Source organism: Idiomarina sp. X4, from assembly GCF_002808045.1.
Taxonomy (GTDB): Bacteria; Pseudomonadota; Gammaproteobacteria; order Enterobacterales; family Alteromonadaceae; genus Idiomarina.
This window is the reverse complement of record NZ_CP025000.1, coordinates 481,135-501,542: the sequence shown is the minus strand read 5'-3', so window position 1 is coordinate 501,542 and position 20,408 is coordinate 481,135. Positions and strand designations below refer to the sequence as shown.

Genomic DNA, 20,408 nt, shown 5'->3' with positions numbered 1-20,408 from the left:
ATAAGCTGCTTTTTAACGCAACCTCATTCTTAGATACGAATATTAAAGAAAAACACTCACTCTCGCTTTTCCGCCCCCCAATCCACTCTTAAAAATACGGGATTTCTCGATCCTGGCGCGTCTATCGCTCAGGTAAAAGCACAGCTATAAGCTTTGGTTCGCTCATTGTTGTTACGACGCCGATCGTCGTCCTCGTTACGCTCTGATTCATAGCTTGGTCTGTGTTGAATCTAAAAATTCACAGTTTTTGAGAGTAACAATATGAAACTTTTAAGAAGAATGGCTTATTTAGGTGTTCTGACTGCAGTAGTGCCAAATGTTGTTAGTGCACAAGAGCCACTTTTGAATTTGCAAGAAGCAGTGAGTATCGCTGTACAAGAAGATCCTTGGTTAACGGCAAGTAAGCAAACCCAAGAGGCATTCGCGAGTGAAGCGATAGCCTCTTCCAGTTTGCCTGACCCTAAAATATCATTCACGGCTGCCAGTTTCCCTGTTGACAGTTTTAGTTCAAGACAGGAAGGGATGACCCAGTTAGTCGTCGGTGTTTCACAAGCATTTCCCAGAGGAGACACTTTATCGTTGTCTCGTAAGCAGAAAAACCAATTAGCTCAAAAACAACCGTTTTTGAGAGCGGATCGTATTGCAAAGGTCAAAACAACGGTCACGAAGTTGTGGTTAGATGTTTTTTTCTCTCAGCAAAGTATTCGCTTGATTGAATCGGATAGAGCGCTTTTTGAACAGTTAGTGTCGACGGCTAAGGCGAGTTATACCAGTACCGAGGGAAAAGCACGGCAGCAAGATGTTATTAGAGCCCAACTTGAGCTTACACGCCTGGATGATAGGTTGACGTCACTGCGACAAAAAGAGGAGCGACTTCAAAGCGAATTGTCGGAATGGATAGGTGTTATAGCGAAATCAAGGTTACCGGATGACCTTCCGAGTCTTACGCTGAAGAAGACATTGCTATCACCTTCGACAATACCGAAACAAGCCTTGTACGAATTGATAAAAGAACACCCGGTTTTGCAAGCGACCGATCAAGACATTTTGGCGTCGGAGACGTCTGTCGAGCTCGCTCAGCAAGGTTATAAACCGCAATGGTCAGCCAATCTGAAATATGGCCATAGAAACGACGATCCAAGCGGCAATGACCGTGCCAACTTGCTGTCAGCCGGGGTTACGTTCGATGTCCCTTTATTTACTGATAACAAACAGGATAAGCAGGTACGCTCAGCAAAGTTTAAAACGGAAGCAAAAAAAACTGAGAAGTTATTGGTTGCCAGGCAGTTAATAGCCAATTTACGCAGTACGTTTTTACAACTGAACCGTTTGAATGAACGTGCTGCCCTATATCACGAAGAGCTACTTCCACAAATGTCCGCCCAGTCTGAAGCCGCATTGACTGCCTACAACAATGATGATGGCGACTTTGCCGAGGCGGTACGGTCACAGATTGCGGAAGTCAACGCAAAAATTGATGCATTAGCAATCGCCATCAACCGCCAAAAATTGATTGCCGAAGCAAACTACTTATTACTTTCAGGAGTGTAAAATGAAAACAGTCACCAAATCTCTTATAAGTTTAGCTGTAGGCTTTGCAGTTGGCGCTGGCGCTATTGGCTATGTAATGCAATCGACTGAAGTGTCTGAGCGTTCATCGGGCAATGCAGAAAAAGAGCCGTTATATTGGGTGGCTCCGATGGATCCCAATTATCGTCGAGACAAACCAGGAAAGTCTCCAATGGGGATGGACCTTATTCCTTACTATGGTGATGATGCAGAAGAGAGTTCACCTGGTACGGTGAGAATTGATCCCGACGTTATTAATAACCTTGGGGTTACAACTGCAACGGTCACCGTTTCGAGACTCAACCTGGATATCGAAACGGTCGGTTATGTTCAGTTTGATGAGAACCGAGTGCTGACAGTAAGTCCCCGTGTTGAAGGCTGGATTGAGAAGCTTTTCGTAAAAGCGGTTGGTAACTCGGTTAAAGCCGGCGAGCCTTTATACAGTATTTACTCTCCTGAAATGGTTAATGCGCAAGAGGAGCTTGTATTGGCCTCGCAAAGAGGTAATCAGGTGCTAATTGATGCCGCTGAAGAACGCTTAAGAGCTCTGCAAGTCTCTGAATCTGAGATTAAGAAGTTAAAAGAAACTCGTAAAATTCAGAAAACAATCACGGTAAAAGCAAAGCAGTCCGGGGTATTGGATAGACTGACTGTGCGTGAAGGTGCGTTTGTAACGCCGAGTATGAATTTAATGACCATTGCTCAACTGGATAAAATTTGGGTTATTGCAGAAGTCTTTGAGCGGCAATTGAACCAGGTTGAGGTAGGCAATGACGTTCAAATGAACCTTGAGTATGCTCCAGGTAAAGAGTGGCAAGGAAAGGTTGATTATGTCTATCCGTCACTTAACCCTAAAACTCGGACGGGACAAGTTCGAATTCACTTCGACAACCCGGATGGTTTTTTAAAACCGGGCATGTTTGCGAATCTTAACATTAAGGCTGGTTTAGGCGACAAAAACTTAATCATCCCTAAAGAAGCGCTTATCCGAATGGGTGATTCGAACCGAGTTGTACTGGCACTGGGTGATGGGAAATTTAAATCAGTTAATGTTGACGTTGGGCGGTTAGGGAGCTCGCGAGTTGAAATTTTATCGGGTCTTATGGCAGGTGATGACATCGTTACTTCAGCTCAGTTTTTGATTGATTCTGAGTCCAGTAAATCCTCTGACTTTAAGCGCATGCAACATGACACGCATGTTGATAACGAGAGCCATGGCAGTATGTCAAGTGACGCAGCAGCTCAAGCTGTCTGGGTTGAAGCAACCGTTAAAAATGTTATGCCTCAGCACTCGATGGTTACGCTGGAGCACGGTGAGATTTCTGAATGGGACTGGCCTGCAATGACGATGGATTTCGATGTTGCTTCGGATGTTGAACTTTCTCAACTTAGCACGGGGTTATCCTTGCATGCGGAAATAACGCAAGTCGGGAAGCAACAGTACCAGCTCACATCGATTCATATTCCTGAGCAAAAACAAGTGACAGAGCAGGAGCATAACCATGATTAAGTCAATCATTCGATGGTCAGTGAGTAACCGTTTTTTCGTTCTTTTGGCGACATTAATCCTCGTGGGTGTTGGTGCTTTTGCGGTCAAGAATACGCCCGTAGACGCACTGCCGGACTTGTCGGATGTCCAGGTGATCATTAAAACCAGCTATCCGGGTCAAGCGCCGCAGGTGGTAGAAGATCAAGTAACCTATCCATTAACAACCGCTATGCTGTCTGTCCCCGGCGCTAAAACCGTTCGTGGATATTCGTTTTTCGGCGACTCCTATGTGTATGTCATTTTTGACGAAGATACAGACGCTTACTGGGCGCGTTCGCGAGTACTGGAATATTTGTCTCAGGTTGCTCCGACACTGCCTTCTAATGCAAGACCGCAATTAGGCCCTGATGCAACAGGGGTTGGTTGGGTGTATTTGTATGCCTTGGTTGATCGCACGGGTAACCACAATTTGAGTGAGTTACGCAGTATGCAGGATTGGTTTTTAAAGTATGAACTGCAAACGGTCGAGGGGGTTTCAGAAGTTGCCGCCCTGGGCGGGATGGTAAAGCAGTACCAGGTGAAAGTGGATCCGGAGAAGCTGCGCGCATTCGATATTCCTCTTGCTCACATACAAAATGCTATCCAGCGAGGCAATCAGGAAGTGGGGGCGTCGGTGGTTGAAATGGCGGAAGCTGAGTATATGGTCCGGGCCTCAGGCTATATTGATAGTGTGTCAGACTTAGAGAGTATCCCGCTTGGCGTTGATGAAAATGGCACGCCATTATTGCTTAAAGACGTTGCTGATGTGGGTGTGGGCCCCCAAATGAGACGCGGTATCGCCGAACTCAACGGTGAGGGAGAAGCCGTGGGTGGTATTGTGGTAATGCGTTTCGGAGAAAATGCCCAAAAAACGATTGATGGCGTTAAACAAAAGTTGGAAGAATTAAAGTCTGGGCTACCAGAAGGTGTCGATATAGTCACTGTCTATGATCGTTCGGGGCTTATCTCGGATGCTGTGGAAAGTCTCTGGAAAAGTTTAATAGAAGAACTCGCGATTGTCGCGTTTATCTGTGTCATCTTTCTCTTCCATGTGCGCTCCTCGCTGGTTGCCGTTATCAGCTTGCCTTTGGGTATTTTAACCGCGTTTATTGTCATGTATTGGCAAGGAATTAACGCGAATATTATGTCACTTGGAGGGATCGCAATAGCTATTGGCGCTATGCTCGATGGTGCCATCGTCATGATTGAAAATATGCATAAGCATATGGAAAAAACGCCACTGACAGCAGAGAACCGCTGGCGGGTGGTTGCCGCCTCTGCTTCAGAGGTGGGCCCTGCTCTTTTCTTTAGCTTGCTCATTATTACCGTCAGCTTTATGCCGGTATTTACCTTAGAAGCCCAGGAAGGGCGGATGTTTTCTCCGCTTGCTTTCACGAAAACTTACGCAATGGCAGCCAGTGCAGCCTTAGCGGTTACCGTTATCCCTGTGTTGATGGGATATTTTATCAGAGGAAAGGTAACACCTGAGGGGAAAAACCCGCTTAACCGGTTATTGATCGCCGGGTATAAACCGCTTTTAAAAGGCATTTTGAAATACCCCAAGACAGCAGTTGTCGGAGCGCTTGTTATCCTGGCCGTTGGTGTCTGGCCGATTGACAAAATTGGTAGTGAATTTATTCCAGATTTGGATGAGGGCGATTTGATGTATATGCCCACTACCTATCCCGGATTATCAATTGGTAAAGCAAGGGAGCTGTTGCAGCAAACCGACAAGCTTATAAAAACAGTACCAGAAGTGAAGACGGTTTTTGGCAAAATTGGTCGAGCGGATACCGCCACTGATCCGGCACCCCTAACGATGATTGAAACCTTTATTCAACTGAAACCGAAAGATCAGTGGAGAGACGGTATGACCACTGAGAAGTTGAAAAAAGAACTGGATGCGCTTGTAAAGTTTCCGGGGCTGACCAATGCGTGGGTTTACCCCATTAAAACTCGCATTGATATGCTATCGACAGGTATCAAAACGCCGGTAGGTATAAAAGTTGCCGGAGCCGATCTTAATGAAATTCAGACGATAGGGCAGCAGCTTGAAGCAATACTTGATGATGTCGATGGTACGGCTTCTGTTTATTCAGAGCGAGTGGCAGGTGGACGCTATGTCAAAGTTGACATAGAAAGAGAGCAGGCTGCACGTTACGGCTTGAACATTGAGGATGTGCAGCAGGTCGTTGCCACGGCTATTGGTGGAATGAATGTTTCAGAGACCATTGAAGGGCTTGAACGTTACCCAATAAACTTGCGCTACCCTCAAGATTACCGTGATTCGCCGGAAGAATTAAAGAAGCTACCTTTAGTTACGCCAAACGGGCAGCGTATTAGTTTGGCGGATGTGGCTGATGTCTACGTTGAACTTGGACCGCCGGCAATTAAAAGCGAAAACGCAAGACTTAATGGCTGGACTTTTGTCGACATTGAGGGAGTTGATGTCGGCACTTATGTTGAAAAAGCAATGAAGGTTGTAGAACAAGAACTCGAGTTGCCAGCAGGGTATTCAGTTACCTGGTCCGGGCAGTACGAATATATGGAAAGGGCAAAGGAAAAACTGACTTACGTGATTCCGTTAACGCTCGCGATTATTATCGTTCTTTTATATATGAACTTTCGAAACGCTACAGAAATAGCCATTATATTGGGAACTTTGCCTCTCGCATTGGTGGGGTCAATCTGGCTAATGTATCTTTTAGATTATAATTTCTCAGTTGCTGTAGCGGTTGGTTTTATAGCTCTAGCAGGTGTCACTGTAGAAATAGGAATACTAATGCTGACTTACCTAAACCAGTCCTATAATGAATATGAAAAAAGTCAGTTAGAGCATGGTAAAGCATTAACGAAAGACGGTCTCTCTCTTGCCGTAATGGAAGGGGCTGGACTTCGTGTTCGCCCCGTCATGATGACGGCCGTTTCTACAATTGCTGGTTTATTGCCTATAATGTTTAGTACAGGGACTGGGGCTGAGGTGGTTAGTAGAATAGCGGCGCCAATGGTTGGAGGAATGATCAGCGCTGTTATCTTAACCTTGCTCGTATTACCTGCTGTTTACTACTTGTGGCGTGGGCAAAAGGTTAAGCGTGTATAAGACCAATTATTTTAGTTAAGAGACGCACATCATTGATCTTGATCAATGATGTGCGCTAACAAGTATGCTAGGTTAAAATTCGGGATTGGGGACACACATATGGCTCAAACAAAATTTTTAGTTGTGCTTATGCTAGGAATAGTGATTCAACTATCCTTCCCAGCTGCTCCTGTCCATAATACTGCCTCCAGCGCAGAGCACGTAATCAACGTTAATCAGGCAGATGTTGCAAACGAGAGAAAAAGCAACATTCATTGTGATGACGACGAACAACCTGCCAGTAAAACGTGCTGTTATTGTTTAACTGACTCTGCTGATACATGTTTAATGGATGCGGAGTGCAACTCTGCAAGCTCACCTTTAGTATTAATTCCGTTCAATTTACCAATAAAGTCAATTGGTTACTTGCAGCATCCTCTTTCATATGAAGGGAATGTTAAGCAAATGTCTTTTGATATTTTTTATCCTCCGAAATAGCTCCTGCTGAATTTCAATTAAAACTTTTTTCGAAATTTAATCATGCTAGATAGAGCTCTTAAGTTAAGTGACTTAAGGCTTGTAGGAGAATATATGAACCTATCTAAAATCACCGCTATTTTTGATCAACTTCGGCAAGACGCAGTGGAGGAGACTCTGGTTGGGTGTGGCGTTAGCGGCTTTACATTGTTTCCTGTTCGAGGTCGAGGCTATTACTTCGATAGTTATAACGATGATCACTTAGTTGAGCACGTACAGCTCGAAGTTTATGTGAACAGTGATGACGCGCGTGACGTTGCGTTTTTGGTAGTTGAAGCGGCCCATACTGGGGTATCTAACGAGGGCTTAGTCTGTATCTCGCCAATAGATGAATTGCTTTGGGTTCACGACAAACGAGCAGCGACTGATAAAGAACTCTCGTTACAACGTTAATATCGCGGCAACGTCGACTGAAGCATATTGGTAGTTTTAATAAATAGGACAGTACTGATGTCAACTAACGATCATAGAGCCGGAGTGCGGGAAATTAACTTAGTCAATCGCACGTTAAAGCTAAACACTGAGAGTGTGAAAAAAGTTCGCGAAGCGATTAACGAAATCGATCGCTTGGTTGGTCTTGATAGCGTTGCCTACGACTCTGACCAGAACTTGTTATCGGTCGCTTATGATGCCTCTAAAGTCGATCTGACTATGATAGAGGAAAAGCTCGGAATATTTGGTGTTGAAATAAATAGTGGCTGGTGGACTCACTTGAAAGAGGAATACTACAAATTTATTGATCAAAATATTAAAGATAATGCAGAGCATACACCGTGGAGTTGCCACAGAAGCCCGCCACGTACCAAAAGCAAACGAAAGTAACAATTGATTATAGGTAAGGAGTAAAAAATGCAAATAGAAACAATCAAAGATGTACTGAGTTGGACCGTTGATTTCCACAAAAACCTGAAGGAGTGTGTGACTCACTGCTCTAAACAAAACCAAGATGAACGAGCTCGGATGATTCTAAGCTACGTGTCGGGTCATGAAGCTAGCTTAGAGCGAATGGTTGAAGGTTTTTTGAATACAGCCAACCTAAATGCATTAGACACTTGGTGTTATGACTATATTGGGAAACATCCCATCGTTGAGCATGGGCACTGCGATTCGCCTTTTAAAGAGTTAGATACCGATCACATTATGGAGAAGGTTGTAAACCATCATGAGCAAGTCATAGAACTGTATGAACACCTATATTCCCGTGTTGATATAGACAGCGCAAAAGAGCTGTTAGAAACGGTAAAGAGCGTTGAAGAAAATGAAATTAAACGAATGGTGCAAACTGCGAACCGATTTTCGGATATGTAGTGAGTGACGGTTTTATCGTTGGTACTTTACGGGAAATAGCTGTTGCTTGGCTCGTTTCCCGTCAATAAGGAGCACTGGTATGGGTGTAAAAACTGAGGACGTTCGTAGTCGTTCCATTGAGGAACTCATTATCGAGGGAGCCGGTTGCGCGAGTTGTGTTGGCAAAATCGAAAATGCATTAAAGTCTGTATCCGGCGTGGAAAATGCAGAGATGAACTTTGCCCAGCGAACGGTCAGTGTGACTGGAACAGCAAATCCGAGCGCTTTAGTGAAAGCAGTAGAGAGGGCGGGGTATAGCGCTAAAGTAGCCACGTCCGAAAGTGACGGTGATGCGTTGGCAGAAAAAGAGCAAGCCGACTGGGCTTATTACAAGCGGCTGATGCGGGAGATGACCGTTGCGCTGTCGTTAGGTGTCCCCCTAATGATTTATAGCCTTTTTGTTGGTGAAATGACGGTGACCACTGCCACAGAGCGTGTGACATGGTTAGTCGTAGGTATTCTAACGTTAGGTGTACTTTACTTTTCGGGCAAACACTTCTTCGTCGGTGCCTGGCAATCTTTGAAAAATCATTCCGCTAATATGGATACGCTGATCGCACTTGGTACTGGTACCGCCTGGTTGTATTCCATGGTGGTTGTATTGGTTCCGCACCTGGTTCCGGAAATGGCGCGTCACGTATACTTTGAAGCGACCGCAATGATTATCGGTTTGATCAATTTGGGGCTGGCACTTGAACTGAAAGCTCGTGGGCGCACGTCCGAAGCCATAAAACGTCTCATTGGTTTGCAGGCGAAAACCGCAAGGGTGATTCGTGCCGATAAACAATTGGATATCGCTATCGAAGACGTACTCGAGGAGGACGTAGTACGTGTTCGTCCCGGAGAAAAAATCCCTGTTGATGGAAAAGTTATAGAGGGAAGTACCACCGTTGATGAATCTATGCTAACGGGTGAACCCATGCCCGTGGAAAAATCAGTTGGTGATGACGTTGTGGCGGGCACGATAAATAAAAGTGGTTCCTTTTTGTTTCAAGCGACAAGAGTCGGAAAAGATACAGCACTTGCTCAAATTATTAACATGGTGAAACGGGCGCAAAACTCTAAGCCCCCAATCGGTCGTCTTGCCGATATTATTTCAGCTTACTTTGTGCCAGTCGTTATGATTATCGCTGTTATCAGTGCTCTAGCTTGGCTTAACTTTGGGCCTGAGCCGGCACTGGCCTTTGCTGTGGTATCAGCGACCACTGTCTTGATTATTGCTTGCCCTTGCGCATTAGGCCTGGCGACGCCTATGTCGGTAATGGTGGGTGTAGGAAAAGCCGCAGAGGCAGGTGTGCTGATTCGCAATGGCGAAGCATTGCAAACAGCGTCGAAAGTATCGGCTATGATCCTGGATAAAACGGGCACCATTACACTTGGTTCTCCTAAAGTCACCGACGTATTAGTAGCGAGTGAGTACGATGAGCAAACCGTACTGCAACTTGCAGCGACACTTGAGTCTGGCTCTGAACATCCGCTAGCACAGGCGATAGTTGAGTCAGCCAGGGAAAGAGGGATTAAGACAAGTAAGGTCTCGAACTTCAACGCCATCGCTGGTCATGGCGTGGAGGCAGAAGTTGACGGGAAGTCCCTCCTTTTCGGTAATGAAAAGCTGTTGCGTGAACGTCAAGTTGAGCTCGGTAACTTTGTTGAAAAAGCCCAAGGCTTAGCTGCTGAAGCTAAGACGCCTATGTACTTTGCCGTTGATAATGAGTTAGCTGCAATTATTGCAGTTGCCGACCCGATAAAAGACGACTCCGTAGCCGCCATTAAACGTTTGCAAGATAACGGTGTGCGAGTAGTGATGCTTACTGGTGATAATCGCGCGACAGCAGAAGCAGTTGCTGAAAAAGTAGGAATTAAAGAATTTTTCGCTGAAGTTCTGCCGGAAGAAAAATCAAAAAAGGTTCAGGAGCTGCAGATGGAAGGCGAAATCGTTGGCATGACGGGAGATGGTATTAATGATGCGCCAGCACTAGCTATTGCCAATGTAGGTTTCGCTATTGGCACTGGGACGGACGTTGCTATTGAAAGTGCCGATATTACATTGATGCGTGGGTCGTTGCACGGGCTTGCCGATGCGGTTGCGGTGAGCAAGGCGACACTGCGCAATATTAAGCAAAACTTATTTGGTGCTTTTATTTACAACGTAGCAGGTATTCCTTTTGCCGCAGGCGTTCTGTATCCGTTTTTTGGAATGCTGTTGAGCCCGGTTATTGCGGGCGCCGCCATGGCTTTTTCTTCGCTTACGGTAGTGAGCAACGCGAATCGGTTGCGCTTTTTCAAAGCCAAGAAACATTAATGCACCTTCTAACACTGGCGCTTTCAGGAGAATAAACATGTTATTTATTAATATTGCTGGTATTGCTTTGATAGCACTGATCATCTGGTGGTTTTGGCTTTACACGCCCCAGCAGATGAAGCTGGGAGAAGGAGATTTGGTGATTGTCGTCGAAAACGGTACCTACTCACCTTCGAGAATAAAAATACCTGAAGGTAAACCGGTTGAACTTAAGTTCCTGCGGAAGGATCAATCGCCTTGTTCTGAAACTTTGCTCATTCCGAAGCTGGAAATCAGTGAAACGCTACCTTCTAACAAATTAAAGCTAATTCAAATACCAGCACTAGAACCCGGAGAGTACGACTTTCACTGCCAGATGCAAATGTATCGGGGAAAAATTGTTGCTGGTTAAATTGCTCAAAACGGGCAGGTCACAATGAGAATTTTAAAAGTTTTCCGCTAGATTCAATGAAATTCAATTTCATCGAAGGCATTGAAGAATTCGGCGATGAATACTGCCGTTATATGGGATCTACGTCAGCGTGGGTTCCAAGATTTAACTATAGTGAAATAACGTCAAATTAATGAAACCAATACAATTTGGTCATAATCAAGAGGGTAATAGAATGAAAAAAGTACTTTCAGCTTTAACTATCACAGCTTTAATGGCCTCTCCTGTCTTTGCTGATGCTCAGCATAAACATGCCGATGATAAAAAAGGTTCAATGAGTGGAATGATGCACCATGAAAAAATGACATCAATGCATGAGCACATGCAGGAAATGCGCGATGCTATGAAAGAAATAAAAAGCGAATCTGACCCCAAGAAGCGTAAAGAACTCATGCAAAAACATATGAAGTCAATGCAGAAGGGCATGCAAATGATGAACCATGGGATGGATAAGGGTATGAACAAGGGAGAACATACAAAGGGAGAGCAAGCAGAGTCAATGGGCAAAGAGCATATGATGAATAAAATGAAAATGATGGAACATCGAATGGATATGATGCAAATGATGATGGAGCAGATGATGGAACATCAGAGTGAAGAAAAAAAGGAAATGTAGTAGAGATTAAGCTCTCCGTTGGAAATGCCGCTACTTGCAGTGTGCAAGTAGCGGTACTTTTTCAATATATCTAATTTACAACGGTATTTTTAAGGAGGAAGTTATGAAACTTAATGCAAAGAAATTTGGCTTAGCAGCTGGCGGTGCTTTCGCAGTTTTATGGGGAGTTTGTAGCTTGCTAGTGCTTATTATGCCCTCTAGCATGATGGCTTTAACAGAAGGCATGGTTCACGGAAAACTCTCTGGTTTCGAGTGGCATTTGAGTTTTAGTGGATTTGTTACGGGATTATTCGGGTGGTCCTTGGGAGCTATGATTACTGGCTGGCTAATTGTAACGTTATATAATAAACAAATGAAAACGGCTAAATGAGATTGTTGTCAAACTGGAAGCCTTTAAATCTGTTGCTCTGAAACTTTGCTTATTCCTGATCTGGGGATCAGCGATACTTTACCGACCAATAAGTTAAAGTTGATCGAATTGCCAGTATTAAAGACCGGAGAATACGATTTTCATTGTCAGATGCAAAGGTATCTAGGAAAACTTATTGTCAAATAAGTGAGACAAATAAGAGCTAATATGAATGAGAAAAAAGTGCTTATAACAACTATTATCACTCCTGAACTAGCTTAACCTATCACCAACCAGCAGCTAAATCCGAAATATTGGTAACTGTCCAGTGAAGTTAAGCTAGGTTATCTCACCCAGCGCAGCAAGATAATTGGCTAACATCTTTAGTAAACGTTTGAGCGCATAATTTTAAGCCTTCTACCATCGTAAGGTATGGGAAGAGCTCATCAGCCAACTCATTGACTGTCATTCCTGCTCTTATCGCCATTACAGCAGCCTGAATCAACTCACCGGCTTCTCCTGCGACGACTTGAACACCGAGCAGTCGGCCGCTGCCACTCTCTGCGACAATTTTTATAAACCCTTGGGTATTGAAGTTAACCAATGCCCGTGGGACATTTTCAAGGCCCAACGTGCGGCTTTCGGTGACGTAACCACCAGTTTTAGCATCAGCTTCTGATAAACCCACCGTGGCGACTTGTGGATCAGTAAAGATAACCTTGGGCATTGCACTGAGATCAAGATGCGCATCACCGCCCGTCATGTTAATAGCGGCTCGGCTGCCGCCTGCGGCGGCGACATAGACAAACTGCGGCTGATTCGTACAGTCGCCTGCCGCATATACTCTTGAGTTAGAGGTTTGCATGCGCTCGTTAATCGTTATTGTACCGCGTTCAGTTTGTACACCGATGGTTTTTAAATCGAGGTTTTCCGTATTGGGCGTACGGCCTGTGGCCACGAGCAGTTGTTCTGCTTTTAATGTTCCGGCATTGGTTTTGAGAATGAAGTGTTGTCCGTCGTAACGCACTTCGCTGGCTTCTGTATGCTCAAGCACATTGATGCCTTCGCGATCAAAAACAGTCGCTATTGCTTCACCAATGGCAGGCTCGTCTTGGGATAACACCCGATTGCGGGCCAAAACAGTAACTTCACTACCGAGACGCGCGAAGGCTTGTGCTAACTCAAGAGCAACGACCGAGGCTCCAATAATAAGGAGGCGCTTAGGAATGTCATTTAGCTCTAATGCGCTTGTCGAAGTAAGGTAAGGGGTTTCAGCTAAGCCGGGGATGGGGGGGTGTGCGGGTCGGGCCCCGGTGCCGATAAAAGCACGGTCAAAGTAAACCGTTTGCTCACCGCCATCGCGAAGTGATACGGAAAGAGTTTCATCGTTTATAAAGCGGGCTTCGCCGTTAATAACGGTAATGGCGGAATTCTCTCTAAGAATACTCTGGTATTTGGATTCACGGAGTTCTTCTACCCGAGCCTGTTGTTGCTCGAGGAGAGCTGATCGATTTACCTTAAGAGTATGAGTACTTAAGCCTTTATCAAAAGAGCTTTCTCGCCGCAGTTGGGCGATATGAGCCGCTCGGATCATGATTTTAGACGGGACACAGCCAATATTGACACAAGTTCCGCCAATAGTACCTCTCTCAATGAGCGTCACTCGGGCACCTCCCTCGGTCGCTTTGAGTGCCGCAGCCATCGCACTGCCGCCGCTACCAATGACAGCAATGTGTAAATTGTTACTACTCATAACGGTTACTCCTTGGTCTTTCAGTTTTACAGCAGCTATAAGGCATTGTGATGTTTCATGACTGATTTTTTGGTGCCGTTGCTTTCAGTGTTGATGGGTATCCTGCATTTGTCGTTGCTTCAGTGAGCTGCTTAACTGACGTTTTTTCGTCGTCGAATGTCACGGTTGCATCCCGCTCTTCAAAACGGACATCGACGGCGCTCACACCTGCAACTTGGCCAAGTGCAGCTTTGACAGTAATTGGGCAGGTGACGCATGTCATACCGGGTACTGATAGCGTAACCGTTTTCTCAACCGCCAATGCGGGCATGCTAAACAGTAAAAATAAAATGGTTGTTATCATTGTTTTTTTCATCGTGTATTGCCTCCTAGTAAAAGAAAGGAACAACATAGGGGTAAGCCAATGCTGTTAAAGTAAGCACCGCAACGAGCCAAAACATCACTTTGTAGCTCTTACGAGCATTTGGCGTTGCGCAGGTGTTATCAGGGGTGCAGTCATCAGCACGCCGGTATATTCGACGCCAGGCAAAGAATATGGCAATCAATGCAATGGCAATAAAAATGGGTCGATAAGGCTCAAGTGCTGTGAGGCTCCCAATCCAGGCCCCGGATACACCGAGTGCAAGTAATATGAGGGGACCCAGACAACACGCAGATGCCAGAGTCGCTGCGATCCCTCCCGCGAGAAGAGAGCCCCGACCAGATTTTGAATTTGACATAAGAGTAACTCCTTCGGGCATTTTGCTTTAATGTGTTAATCTTAGACCCGTACCTCACTACGGAAGCAATAGCTATGTTAAAAAAACGCAACGTAATGACAATTGGCACGCTGGCCAAAACAGCCGGCGTGGGCGTGGAAACGGTGCGCTATTATCAGCGCCGAGGGCTAATGAGCGAGCCGGAGAAGCCGTATGGGGGAATCCGACATTACGACGAACAAGCGCTTGCTCGGCTTCATTTTATTCGCGCGTCTCAATGGCTCGGATTTAGTCTGGATGAAATTGGTGAGCTATTAACTCTGCAAGATGGCGCTCATTGCGATGAAGCACGGGAGCTTGGAGAGCAAAAGCTCACCAGTGTTCGTCGAAAGATATCGCGCTTACAGCAAATTGAACGAGCGTTGAATGAGCTGGTGCAAAAATGCAGCTCCAGACACGGAGATGTCTATTGTCCACTGATGGCCTCGCTTAATGACGGGGTTGAGGACGCTACCACGGACAAACATAAGGTGCGTTAGTCTGTGTAGTAAAACTTTTGAGCGGAGTTCTTTAACTGAATTGCTTTATAGCTAACGCCAGCCATACACAAGAATCCCCATACCGGTTAGCACAAACGCCGTCCCAATCAAGTCGAAGCTGGATAAAGGCGATTTATCGATAATTCGCAGCCACACTATGGCGGTTAACACGTAAATACCGCCGTAGGCTGCGTAAACGCGTCCGCTTTCCGCCGGATGAAGTGTTAATAAGTAAGCAAATAAGGCTAAACTTATTGCTGCCGGAATGAGCAACCAAACGGAATGACCCTCTTTGAGCCATAGGTAGGGTAAATAGCAACCGACAATTTCAGCAATTGCGGTGGCGATAAATAAGCCCAGTGTTTTCATTAAAAATAATGCACTCATTATCAGTTGTCTCTACAGGCTTCATCAGGATCTTCTAGTTCTACCGTTGTATGGCTTAAAGCATAGGGCGCAAGGACGTCATCGATGCGCTGTTTTAAATCGCTACGGGCCTCGATATCAAGGTTTTTAGATAACACCAAATGAACGGTTAATACATGCTCCTCGCCATCTAGTGACCAAAAATGCAGATGGTGTAGGTCAGCGACATGAGGTAGCTCCAGTAAAGCGTCCGCGACTTGTTTGTAGGTTTTTTTGTCTGGCGTGGCCTGTATGAAGAGTTTCAGTGTTGCCCCCAGGTTGCGTAGTACATTCACTAAAATAAATAGAGTAAAGCCAATCGACAATATAGGGTCGAGAATCGGCCAGTCTACGAACAGCAAAACAATACCAACGATAAGTACAGCAACCCAGCCGAAAACATCCTCCAGCAAGTGCCAGTTAATAACGCGTTCGTTTAACGTTTTGCCCTCTGACAATTTGTAAGCAGCAAATCCATTAACTGTAATGCCAACGACGGCTAAAGCAATCATGCCATCAGCGACGGGCATCTGAGGGTTCCAGAGTCTGGGAATTGCTTCCACAAGTACCCAGGCAGAGCCTGCGATTAACACAACGGCATTAATAAATGCACCGGCAAGATTCAGTCTTTTATAACCGTAGGTAAAGTGTTGGTTAGCCTGTTTTTTGCCAAGTTTATTTAGTATCCACGCGAGACCTAACGACAGGCTATCGCCAAGATCATGAACGGCATCAGCTAAAATGGCGGTACTGTTGGTAAGAAAGCCACCAATAAACTCGATAATGGTGAAAACAAAGTTAAGAACAAATGCCCACCCCAGGCGGTTGGACGGCATGTCCTTTGAGTGATCATGGTTATGGTGATGCCCCATAATACGTTCCTCTTTGTAGTAGAAGGGGCGGCAATAACCGCCCCCTTAAATGCTATTGAACCCTAACGGCTCAGATCCTTAATTTTTTGTTTCGAAAACCAAGGATAGAGCACGGGTAAGATAACCAGTGTTAGCAATGTCGCAGACACCAAACCGCCAACAATGACGGTGGCCAATGGACGCTGAATTTCAGCGCCTGCGCCGGTTGCAAACAGCATGGGAATGAGTCCTAACGCTGAGGTTATTGCCGTCATTAATACCGGGCGTAGTCGCGACCATGCGCCATCAAACACGGCATCATTAACTGCATGCCCATCGGTTATTCTCTGGTTTATACTTTCGACCAGAACCACACCGTTTAGTACCGCCACACCAAACAGTGTGATGAAACCCACGGCGCTGGGCACCGATAAGTACTGTCCTGACACATAGAGTGCCACAATACCACCGATGACTGCCAACGGTACATTCACCAAAATCAACATGGCTTGACCCATGGTGCCGAAAGCAAAATAAAGCAGCAGGGCGATGAGTGCCAGCGATATGGGAACGACAATGGACAAGCGCTCCTGTGCTCGTTGTTGACTTTCGAACTGGCCACCAATGTCGACTGAGTAACCGGTTGGTAAATCCACCTTCTCGTCAATCGCCTTCCTAATATCGGCAACCACGCTGCCCATGTCACGACCCTGAACGTTCGATTGAATTACAACGCGACGCTGTACATCATCACGACGGATTTGCGGTGGTCCTGATTCAATTGCAACGTTGGCGACTTCGCCTAAGGTTACCCAGGCCCCCGAGGGAGTTAACAAGCGTAACGAGCGAATAGACTCCGGCGTATCGCGGAATTGCTTGGCCAACCGCACGTAAATATCATAGCGCTCATTACCGCGAATGATCTGGCCTGCCGAAGCGCCACCCAAGCCATTGTCGACAACGCTAAGTACATCGGAGACATTTAAGCCGTAGCGTGAGAGTTGTTGGCGTTTCGGCGAAACCACCAGTTGTGCTTCACCTTTTATTTGCTCCATCGCTACTGCAACGGCCCCGTCAACCTGCTTGACGGCACTTTCTATTTCCTGGCCTTTACGGGCCAACACGTCAAGCTCGGGTCCAAATAGTTTGATGGCTAGCTGCGATTTTACACCTGAGAGCAGTTCATCAACCCGTGTTGCAATAGGTTGTGAAAAATTAAACAACAAGCCTGGGTGATCATCTAGTTTTGCCTCCATTTTTTCTTGTAAGGCGTAGCGATCCGATGCTGTTGTCCATTCAGACTGCGGCTTAAGACCCACATATATCTCGATGTTGCTGATAGGCTCTGGATCGCCGCCCACTTCGGCTCGTCCAATGCGGCTGAGTGCGTAGGTGGTTTCCGGGAACGATATCAGGATTTTTTCAAGCTTCGGAGCCACCTCTAAGGCCGTTTCAAGGTTAGAGGAGGGGGCTAATGTCACGCGAATATTAATCGTGCCTTCTTCCAGTTCGGGCGCAAACTCTGTGCCGAGACGAGGCACTAACACCAAAGCGCCGACAAACAGCACACCGGCCAGGGCAATAACAGCCTTTTTACTGCGTAACGCCACCGATAATAGTCTTTTATAACCATTATCTAGTGGTTTAAGCAGCTTATTTTCACGAGGCTTAATACCCCGACTGAAAAAGTAACTGGCTAATGCCGGTACAACCATGATGGCCACAAAAACCGCGGAGATAATGGCCAGCATAATACTGATAGCCATGGGCTCAAATAATTTAGCTTCAACACCCTGAAAACTAAACAGTGGCATAAAGACCACCAAGATAATCATGGCGGCAAAGAATACCGGTCGTGCCACTTCGTTAGCCGCTTCCTTAACTCGCAGCTTGATACCATGACTATCGAGTTTGGCTGCCTGAGGATCCGGGTCGCGGTGCTCTGTGCGTTGCTCGGCGTCGTCTTGGTGTTCACTATCCGGACGACTTAAGTGCTTAAAGATATTTTCAACCATCACCACGGAGCCGTCGACCAGCATACCAATGGCAACAGCAATCCCGCCCAGCGACATCAGGTTAGCCGACATGCCCATCGCGGACATTACCATCAGGGCAATGGCGATAGAAACGGGAATGGACAGTAACACTAAAAAAGTAGCGCGTATGTTGAGCAAAAACAGTGCTAATACTGCGATAATAAACACAAAGGCAATGAGCAGTGAATACGCGACCGTAGATACGGCTTTTTGTATTAAATCGGCCTGATCATAATACGGCTCAAAGGTAACACCCTCGGGTAATGCTTGCTGAATAAGCGGAATGCGCTTTTTAATACCGTCGATGGTGGCTTTGGTATTCGAGCCCATGCGTTTGAGCACAATACCCGACACCACTTCGCCCAACTGGTTGACCTCGCCGTCGACTTTACGCGACATTGAGACCGCCCCCTGGCGAATTTCACTGCCGATTTCGACGTCGGCAACCTGTCCCAGTGTTACGGAAACGCCGTCAACGGTTTTGAGCGGTATTTGTCGTATTTGTTGCAGGCCTTTTTTACCGCTATCCAACCAGCCGGTGCCGCGAATAACCAACTGCTCCTGACCGCGGGGCATATACCAACCACCAACGTTACCGTTATTCTTGTTGACCGCGCCCATGACGTCTTGCTGGGTAAGGTCGTAAGACAGCAGCTTGGCGGGATTGAGGTTAACCTGATATTGCTTAACTTCACCGCCAAAGGACAAGACTTCGGTAATTCCCTCAACGGGCATCAGTAGCAGTTTAACCACATAGTCGTTAAGACTGCGTAGCTCCATGCTACTGACACCAGAGCCCGGCTCGGCAAGTAGCAGATACTGATAAACCTGGCCGAGACCGGAAGAGTTAGGGCCCATTTCGGGCGTGCCGACTCCCTCTGGAATCAACTCCTTTGCCGCTTGCAGCCGCTCGAATACCAGTTGCCGGGCAAAGTAGATATCGACACTCTCGTCAAATACCACGGTAATGCCCGATAAACCTGTTTTTGAGATTGACCGAACTTCTTTGACGTCGGGCAGGGCATACATCACCGACTCTATCGGATAGGTAATAAGCTGCTCGACTTCGGTCGCTGCTAATCCTGGTGCTTCCGTATTTACCGTTACCTGAACGTTGGTAACATCGGGAAAGGCATCCAGATTAAGTTTGGGAATAATAAAAAATGACGCAATGCTGATGCTGAATAAAGCCAATACCAATAACAGGCGATTGGCGACAGCAAACTGAATAATGCGCTGAAACATACAACCTCCTGTTAGTGGTTATGTGGGTCAAAACCGCCTTTAGCGATTTGTGAGCGAACGAAAAACGCGCCGTTGTCTACGTATTTTGTGCCTTCGTTAACGCCTCGAATAACTTTCCACGGACCCTTTTCATCAACCAATTCGACTTTCTTCGGCTCAAACTTTCCGGGTTCGTGCTCAATGAATATCTGCCAGTCACCATCAGATGCCCGCATTAAGGCTGAGTCCTTAACTGCAAGCACCGGTCTATCCGACTTGACTGAGAAATAAACATCCGCAAATAAACCAGGGTGTAATTGGTCCTTTTCGTTATTTACGGCAAGTCGTACCGTTCGGGTGCGGGTTTTATGGTCTATTGTGTGGCCTTCCTGAATGACTTTTGCCGCAAAGCGCTGATTGTCGACACTCACTGTAACAGGATCACCAAACTGCACATTAAGGTCAGCTGAGCCTGGTAGACGAGCATTAACCCACAAGGTTTCTTCTTGCAGCACTTCAACCAAGTGATTACCGGCATTAACTTGCTGACCCTGCTTGAAATTATCGCTAACCACAATTCCGCCAATTTCTGAGGTCAGTTGGTATTCGCCGATAGGGTAGTCAGCTTTACTTAAACGCTTAATATCACTGGCTGACATACCAAATGCTTTGAGCTGCGCTTGCGCTGAGGTAAAGGCGTTTTTCGCTTCGACAAAGCGTTTTTCACCAACCGTTGACTCGCCGAGTGACTGCACGCGTTGCCACTCGTTAAGTGTGACCAAATACTGACTTTGCGCCTCCGCCATGGTGGCGCTGAAGAGGGTGGCTAGAGGTTCACCTTTTTCGACGTGGTCGCCAATACTGACAAAACGTTTGAGCACGGTCGAGTCGATGCGCGGACTCACGATATAGCTGTTAAAGTCGTTAGCAACCACCTCGCCCGGGGCATAAACCGGGTATTCAATGACTTGAGTTTGCAAGGTTCGCGTGGTGATATCTGCCATGGACAGCTGCTTGCTGGATAGCTCCACGCCTGCACTTTCCTTGTGGGTAGCTTCTTTTTCGTCGTGTCCGTGTTCATCCTGCGCCATAACCGAAAAGCCCAGCGCAAGTGCTATTGCTGCGTATAAAGGTTTTACTGACAT

The 20,408-nt window shown here is 46.3% G+C and carries 20 protein-coding genes; 13 read left to right on the top strand and 7 right to left on the bottom strand.

The features are described from left to right. Nucleotides 1-261 precede the first annotated feature (261 nt). From CWC33_RS02500 to CWC33_RS12790, 12 genes are all read left to right on the top strand, one after another. Nucleotides 262-1,551: a TolC family protein gene (locus tag CWC33_RS02500; protein WP_232709824.1), complete on the top strand. Its 1,290-nt coding sequence runs from the start codon at nucleotides 262-264 to the stop codon at nucleotides 1,549-1,551. 1 nt (nucleotide 1,552) lies between these two features. Further along, complete coding sequence (locus tag CWC33_RS02495) at nucleotides 1,553-3,079, top strand: efflux RND transporter periplasmic adaptor subunit (RefSeq protein ID WP_100690640.1); 1,527 nt, start codon at nucleotides 1,553-1,555, stop codon at nucleotides 3,077-3,079. Next, nucleotides 3,072-6,197 (top strand): efflux RND transporter permease subunit, encoded by a 3,126-nt coding sequence (locus tag CWC33_RS02490; protein ID WP_100690639.1) that lies wholly within the window; start codon nucleotides 3,072-3,074, stop codon nucleotides 6,195-6,197. Before CWC33_RS02495 ends, CWC33_RS02490 begins: the two co-directional genes overlap by 8 nt. A gap of 99 nt (nucleotides 6,198-6,296) precedes the next feature. Then, on the top strand, nucleotides 6,297-6,674 hold the full coding sequence (locus CWC33_RS02485) for a hypothetical protein (protein ID WP_129496592.1): 378 nt from the start codon (nucleotides 6,297-6,299) through the stop codon (nucleotides 6,672-6,674). A 93-nt stretch (nucleotides 6,675-6,767) separates the two neighbouring features. Further along, nucleotides 6,768-7,106: a P-II family nitrogen regulator gene (locus CWC33_RS02480; protein ID WP_034818190.1), complete on the top strand. Its 339-nt coding sequence runs from the start codon at nucleotides 6,768-6,770 to the stop codon at nucleotides 7,104-7,106. Nucleotides 7,107-7,163: 57 nt separating this feature from the next. After that, complete coding sequence (locus CWC33_RS02475) at nucleotides 7,164-7,535, top strand: hypothetical protein (RefSeq protein WP_034818188.1); 372 nt, start codon at nucleotides 7,164-7,166, stop codon at nucleotides 7,533-7,535. A 27-nt stretch (nucleotides 7,536-7,562) separates the two neighbouring features. Continuing rightward, a complete protein-coding gene (locus CWC33_RS02470; protein WP_100690637.1) occupies nucleotides 7,563-8,021 on the top strand; it encodes an ATPase in 459 nt (152 codons plus the stop codon). 79 nt (nucleotides 8,022-8,100) lie between these two features. Next, complete coding sequence (locus tag CWC33_RS02465; RefSeq protein ID WP_100690636.1) at nucleotides 8,101-10,362, top strand: heavy metal translocating P-type ATPase; 2,262 nt, start codon at nucleotides 8,101-8,103, stop codon at nucleotides 10,360-10,362. Nucleotides 10,363-10,399: 37 nt separating this feature from the next. Beyond that, entirely contained in the window at nucleotides 10,400-10,753 is a 354-nt protein-coding gene (locus tag CWC33_RS02460) for a cupredoxin domain-containing protein (protein ID WP_100690635.1), read from the top strand. A gap of 214 nt (nucleotides 10,754-10,967) precedes the next feature. Next, nucleotides 10,968-11,408, top strand: a complete 441-nt coding sequence (locus CWC33_RS02455; RefSeq protein ID WP_232709823.1) for a hypothetical protein — start codon at nucleotides 10,968-10,970, stop codon at nucleotides 11,406-11,408. A gap of 103 nt (nucleotides 11,409-11,511) precedes the next feature. Continuing rightward, the gene (locus CWC33_RS02450) at nucleotides 11,512-11,778 is read left to right on the top strand and encodes a DUF5676 family membrane protein (protein WP_034818180.1); all 267 of its coding nucleotides are present in this window, start codon (nucleotides 11,512-11,514) and stop codon (nucleotides 11,776-11,778) included. Between the two features lie 45 nt (nucleotides 11,779-11,823). Beyond that, on the top strand, nucleotides 11,824-11,964 hold the full coding sequence (locus tag CWC33_RS12790; protein WP_153849795.1) for a cupredoxin domain-containing protein: 141 nt from the start codon (nucleotides 11,824-11,826) through the stop codon (nucleotides 11,962-11,964). 142 nt (nucleotides 11,965-12,106) lie between these two features. Here the strand turns inward: CWC33_RS12790 and merA are convergent, their stop codons facing one another. From merA to merT, 3 genes are read right to left on the bottom strand one after another with little or no spacing between them, the layout of a single operon-like run. Next, on the bottom strand, nucleotides 12,107-13,510 hold the full coding sequence (merA, locus tag CWC33_RS02440; protein ID WP_100690633.1) for a mercury(II) reductase: 1,404 nt from the start codon (nucleotides 13,508-13,510) through the stop codon (nucleotides 12,107-12,109). Nucleotides 13,511-13,565: 55 nt separating this feature from the next. Further along, on the bottom strand, nucleotides 13,566-13,865 hold the full coding sequence (gene merP, locus CWC33_RS02435; RefSeq protein WP_034818174.1) for a mercury resistance system periplasmic binding protein MerP: 300 nt from the start codon (nucleotides 13,863-13,865) through the stop codon (nucleotides 13,566-13,568). A gap of 13 nt (nucleotides 13,866-13,878) precedes the next feature. Further along, nucleotides 13,879-14,229, bottom strand: coding sequence for a mercuric ion transporter MerT (gene merT, locus CWC33_RS02430; RefSeq protein WP_100690632.1), 351 nt, complete (start codon nucleotides 14,227-14,229; stop codon nucleotides 13,879-13,881). Between the two features lie 74 nt (nucleotides 14,230-14,303). Here merT and merR point away from each other — a divergent pair, with 74 nt between their 5' ends. Continuing rightward, nucleotides 14,304-14,747 (top strand): Hg(II)-responsive transcriptional regulator, encoded by a 444-nt coding sequence (merR, locus tag CWC33_RS02425; protein ID WP_100690631.1) that lies wholly within the window; start codon nucleotides 14,304-14,306, stop codon nucleotides 14,745-14,747. 51 nt (nucleotides 14,748-14,798) lie between these two features. Here merR and CWC33_RS02420 read toward each other — a convergent pair whose 3' ends face one another. The 4 genes from CWC33_RS02420 to CWC33_RS02405 form a co-directional block, all read right to left on the bottom strand. Then, nucleotides 14,799-15,134 (bottom strand): YnfA family protein, encoded by a 336-nt coding sequence (locus tag CWC33_RS02420; RefSeq protein ID WP_100690630.1) that lies wholly within the window; start codon nucleotides 15,132-15,134, stop codon nucleotides 14,799-14,801. 2 nt (nucleotides 15,135-15,136) lie between these two features. Further along, nucleotides 15,137-16,024: a cation diffusion facilitator family transporter gene (locus tag CWC33_RS02415; protein WP_100690629.1), complete on the bottom strand. Its 888-nt coding sequence runs from the start codon at nucleotides 16,022-16,024 to the stop codon at nucleotides 15,137-15,139. A gap of 62 nt (nucleotides 16,025-16,086) precedes the next feature. Next, on the bottom strand, nucleotides 16,087-19,284 hold the full coding sequence (locus tag CWC33_RS02410) for an efflux RND transporter permease subunit (protein ID WP_100690628.1): 3,198 nt from the start codon (nucleotides 19,282-19,284) through the stop codon (nucleotides 16,087-16,089). Nucleotides 19,285-19,295: 11 nt separating this feature from the next. Next, nucleotides 19,296-20,408, bottom strand: a complete 1,113-nt coding sequence (locus CWC33_RS02405) for an efflux RND transporter periplasmic adaptor subunit (protein WP_100690627.1) — start codon at nucleotides 20,406-20,408, stop codon at nucleotides 19,296-19,298.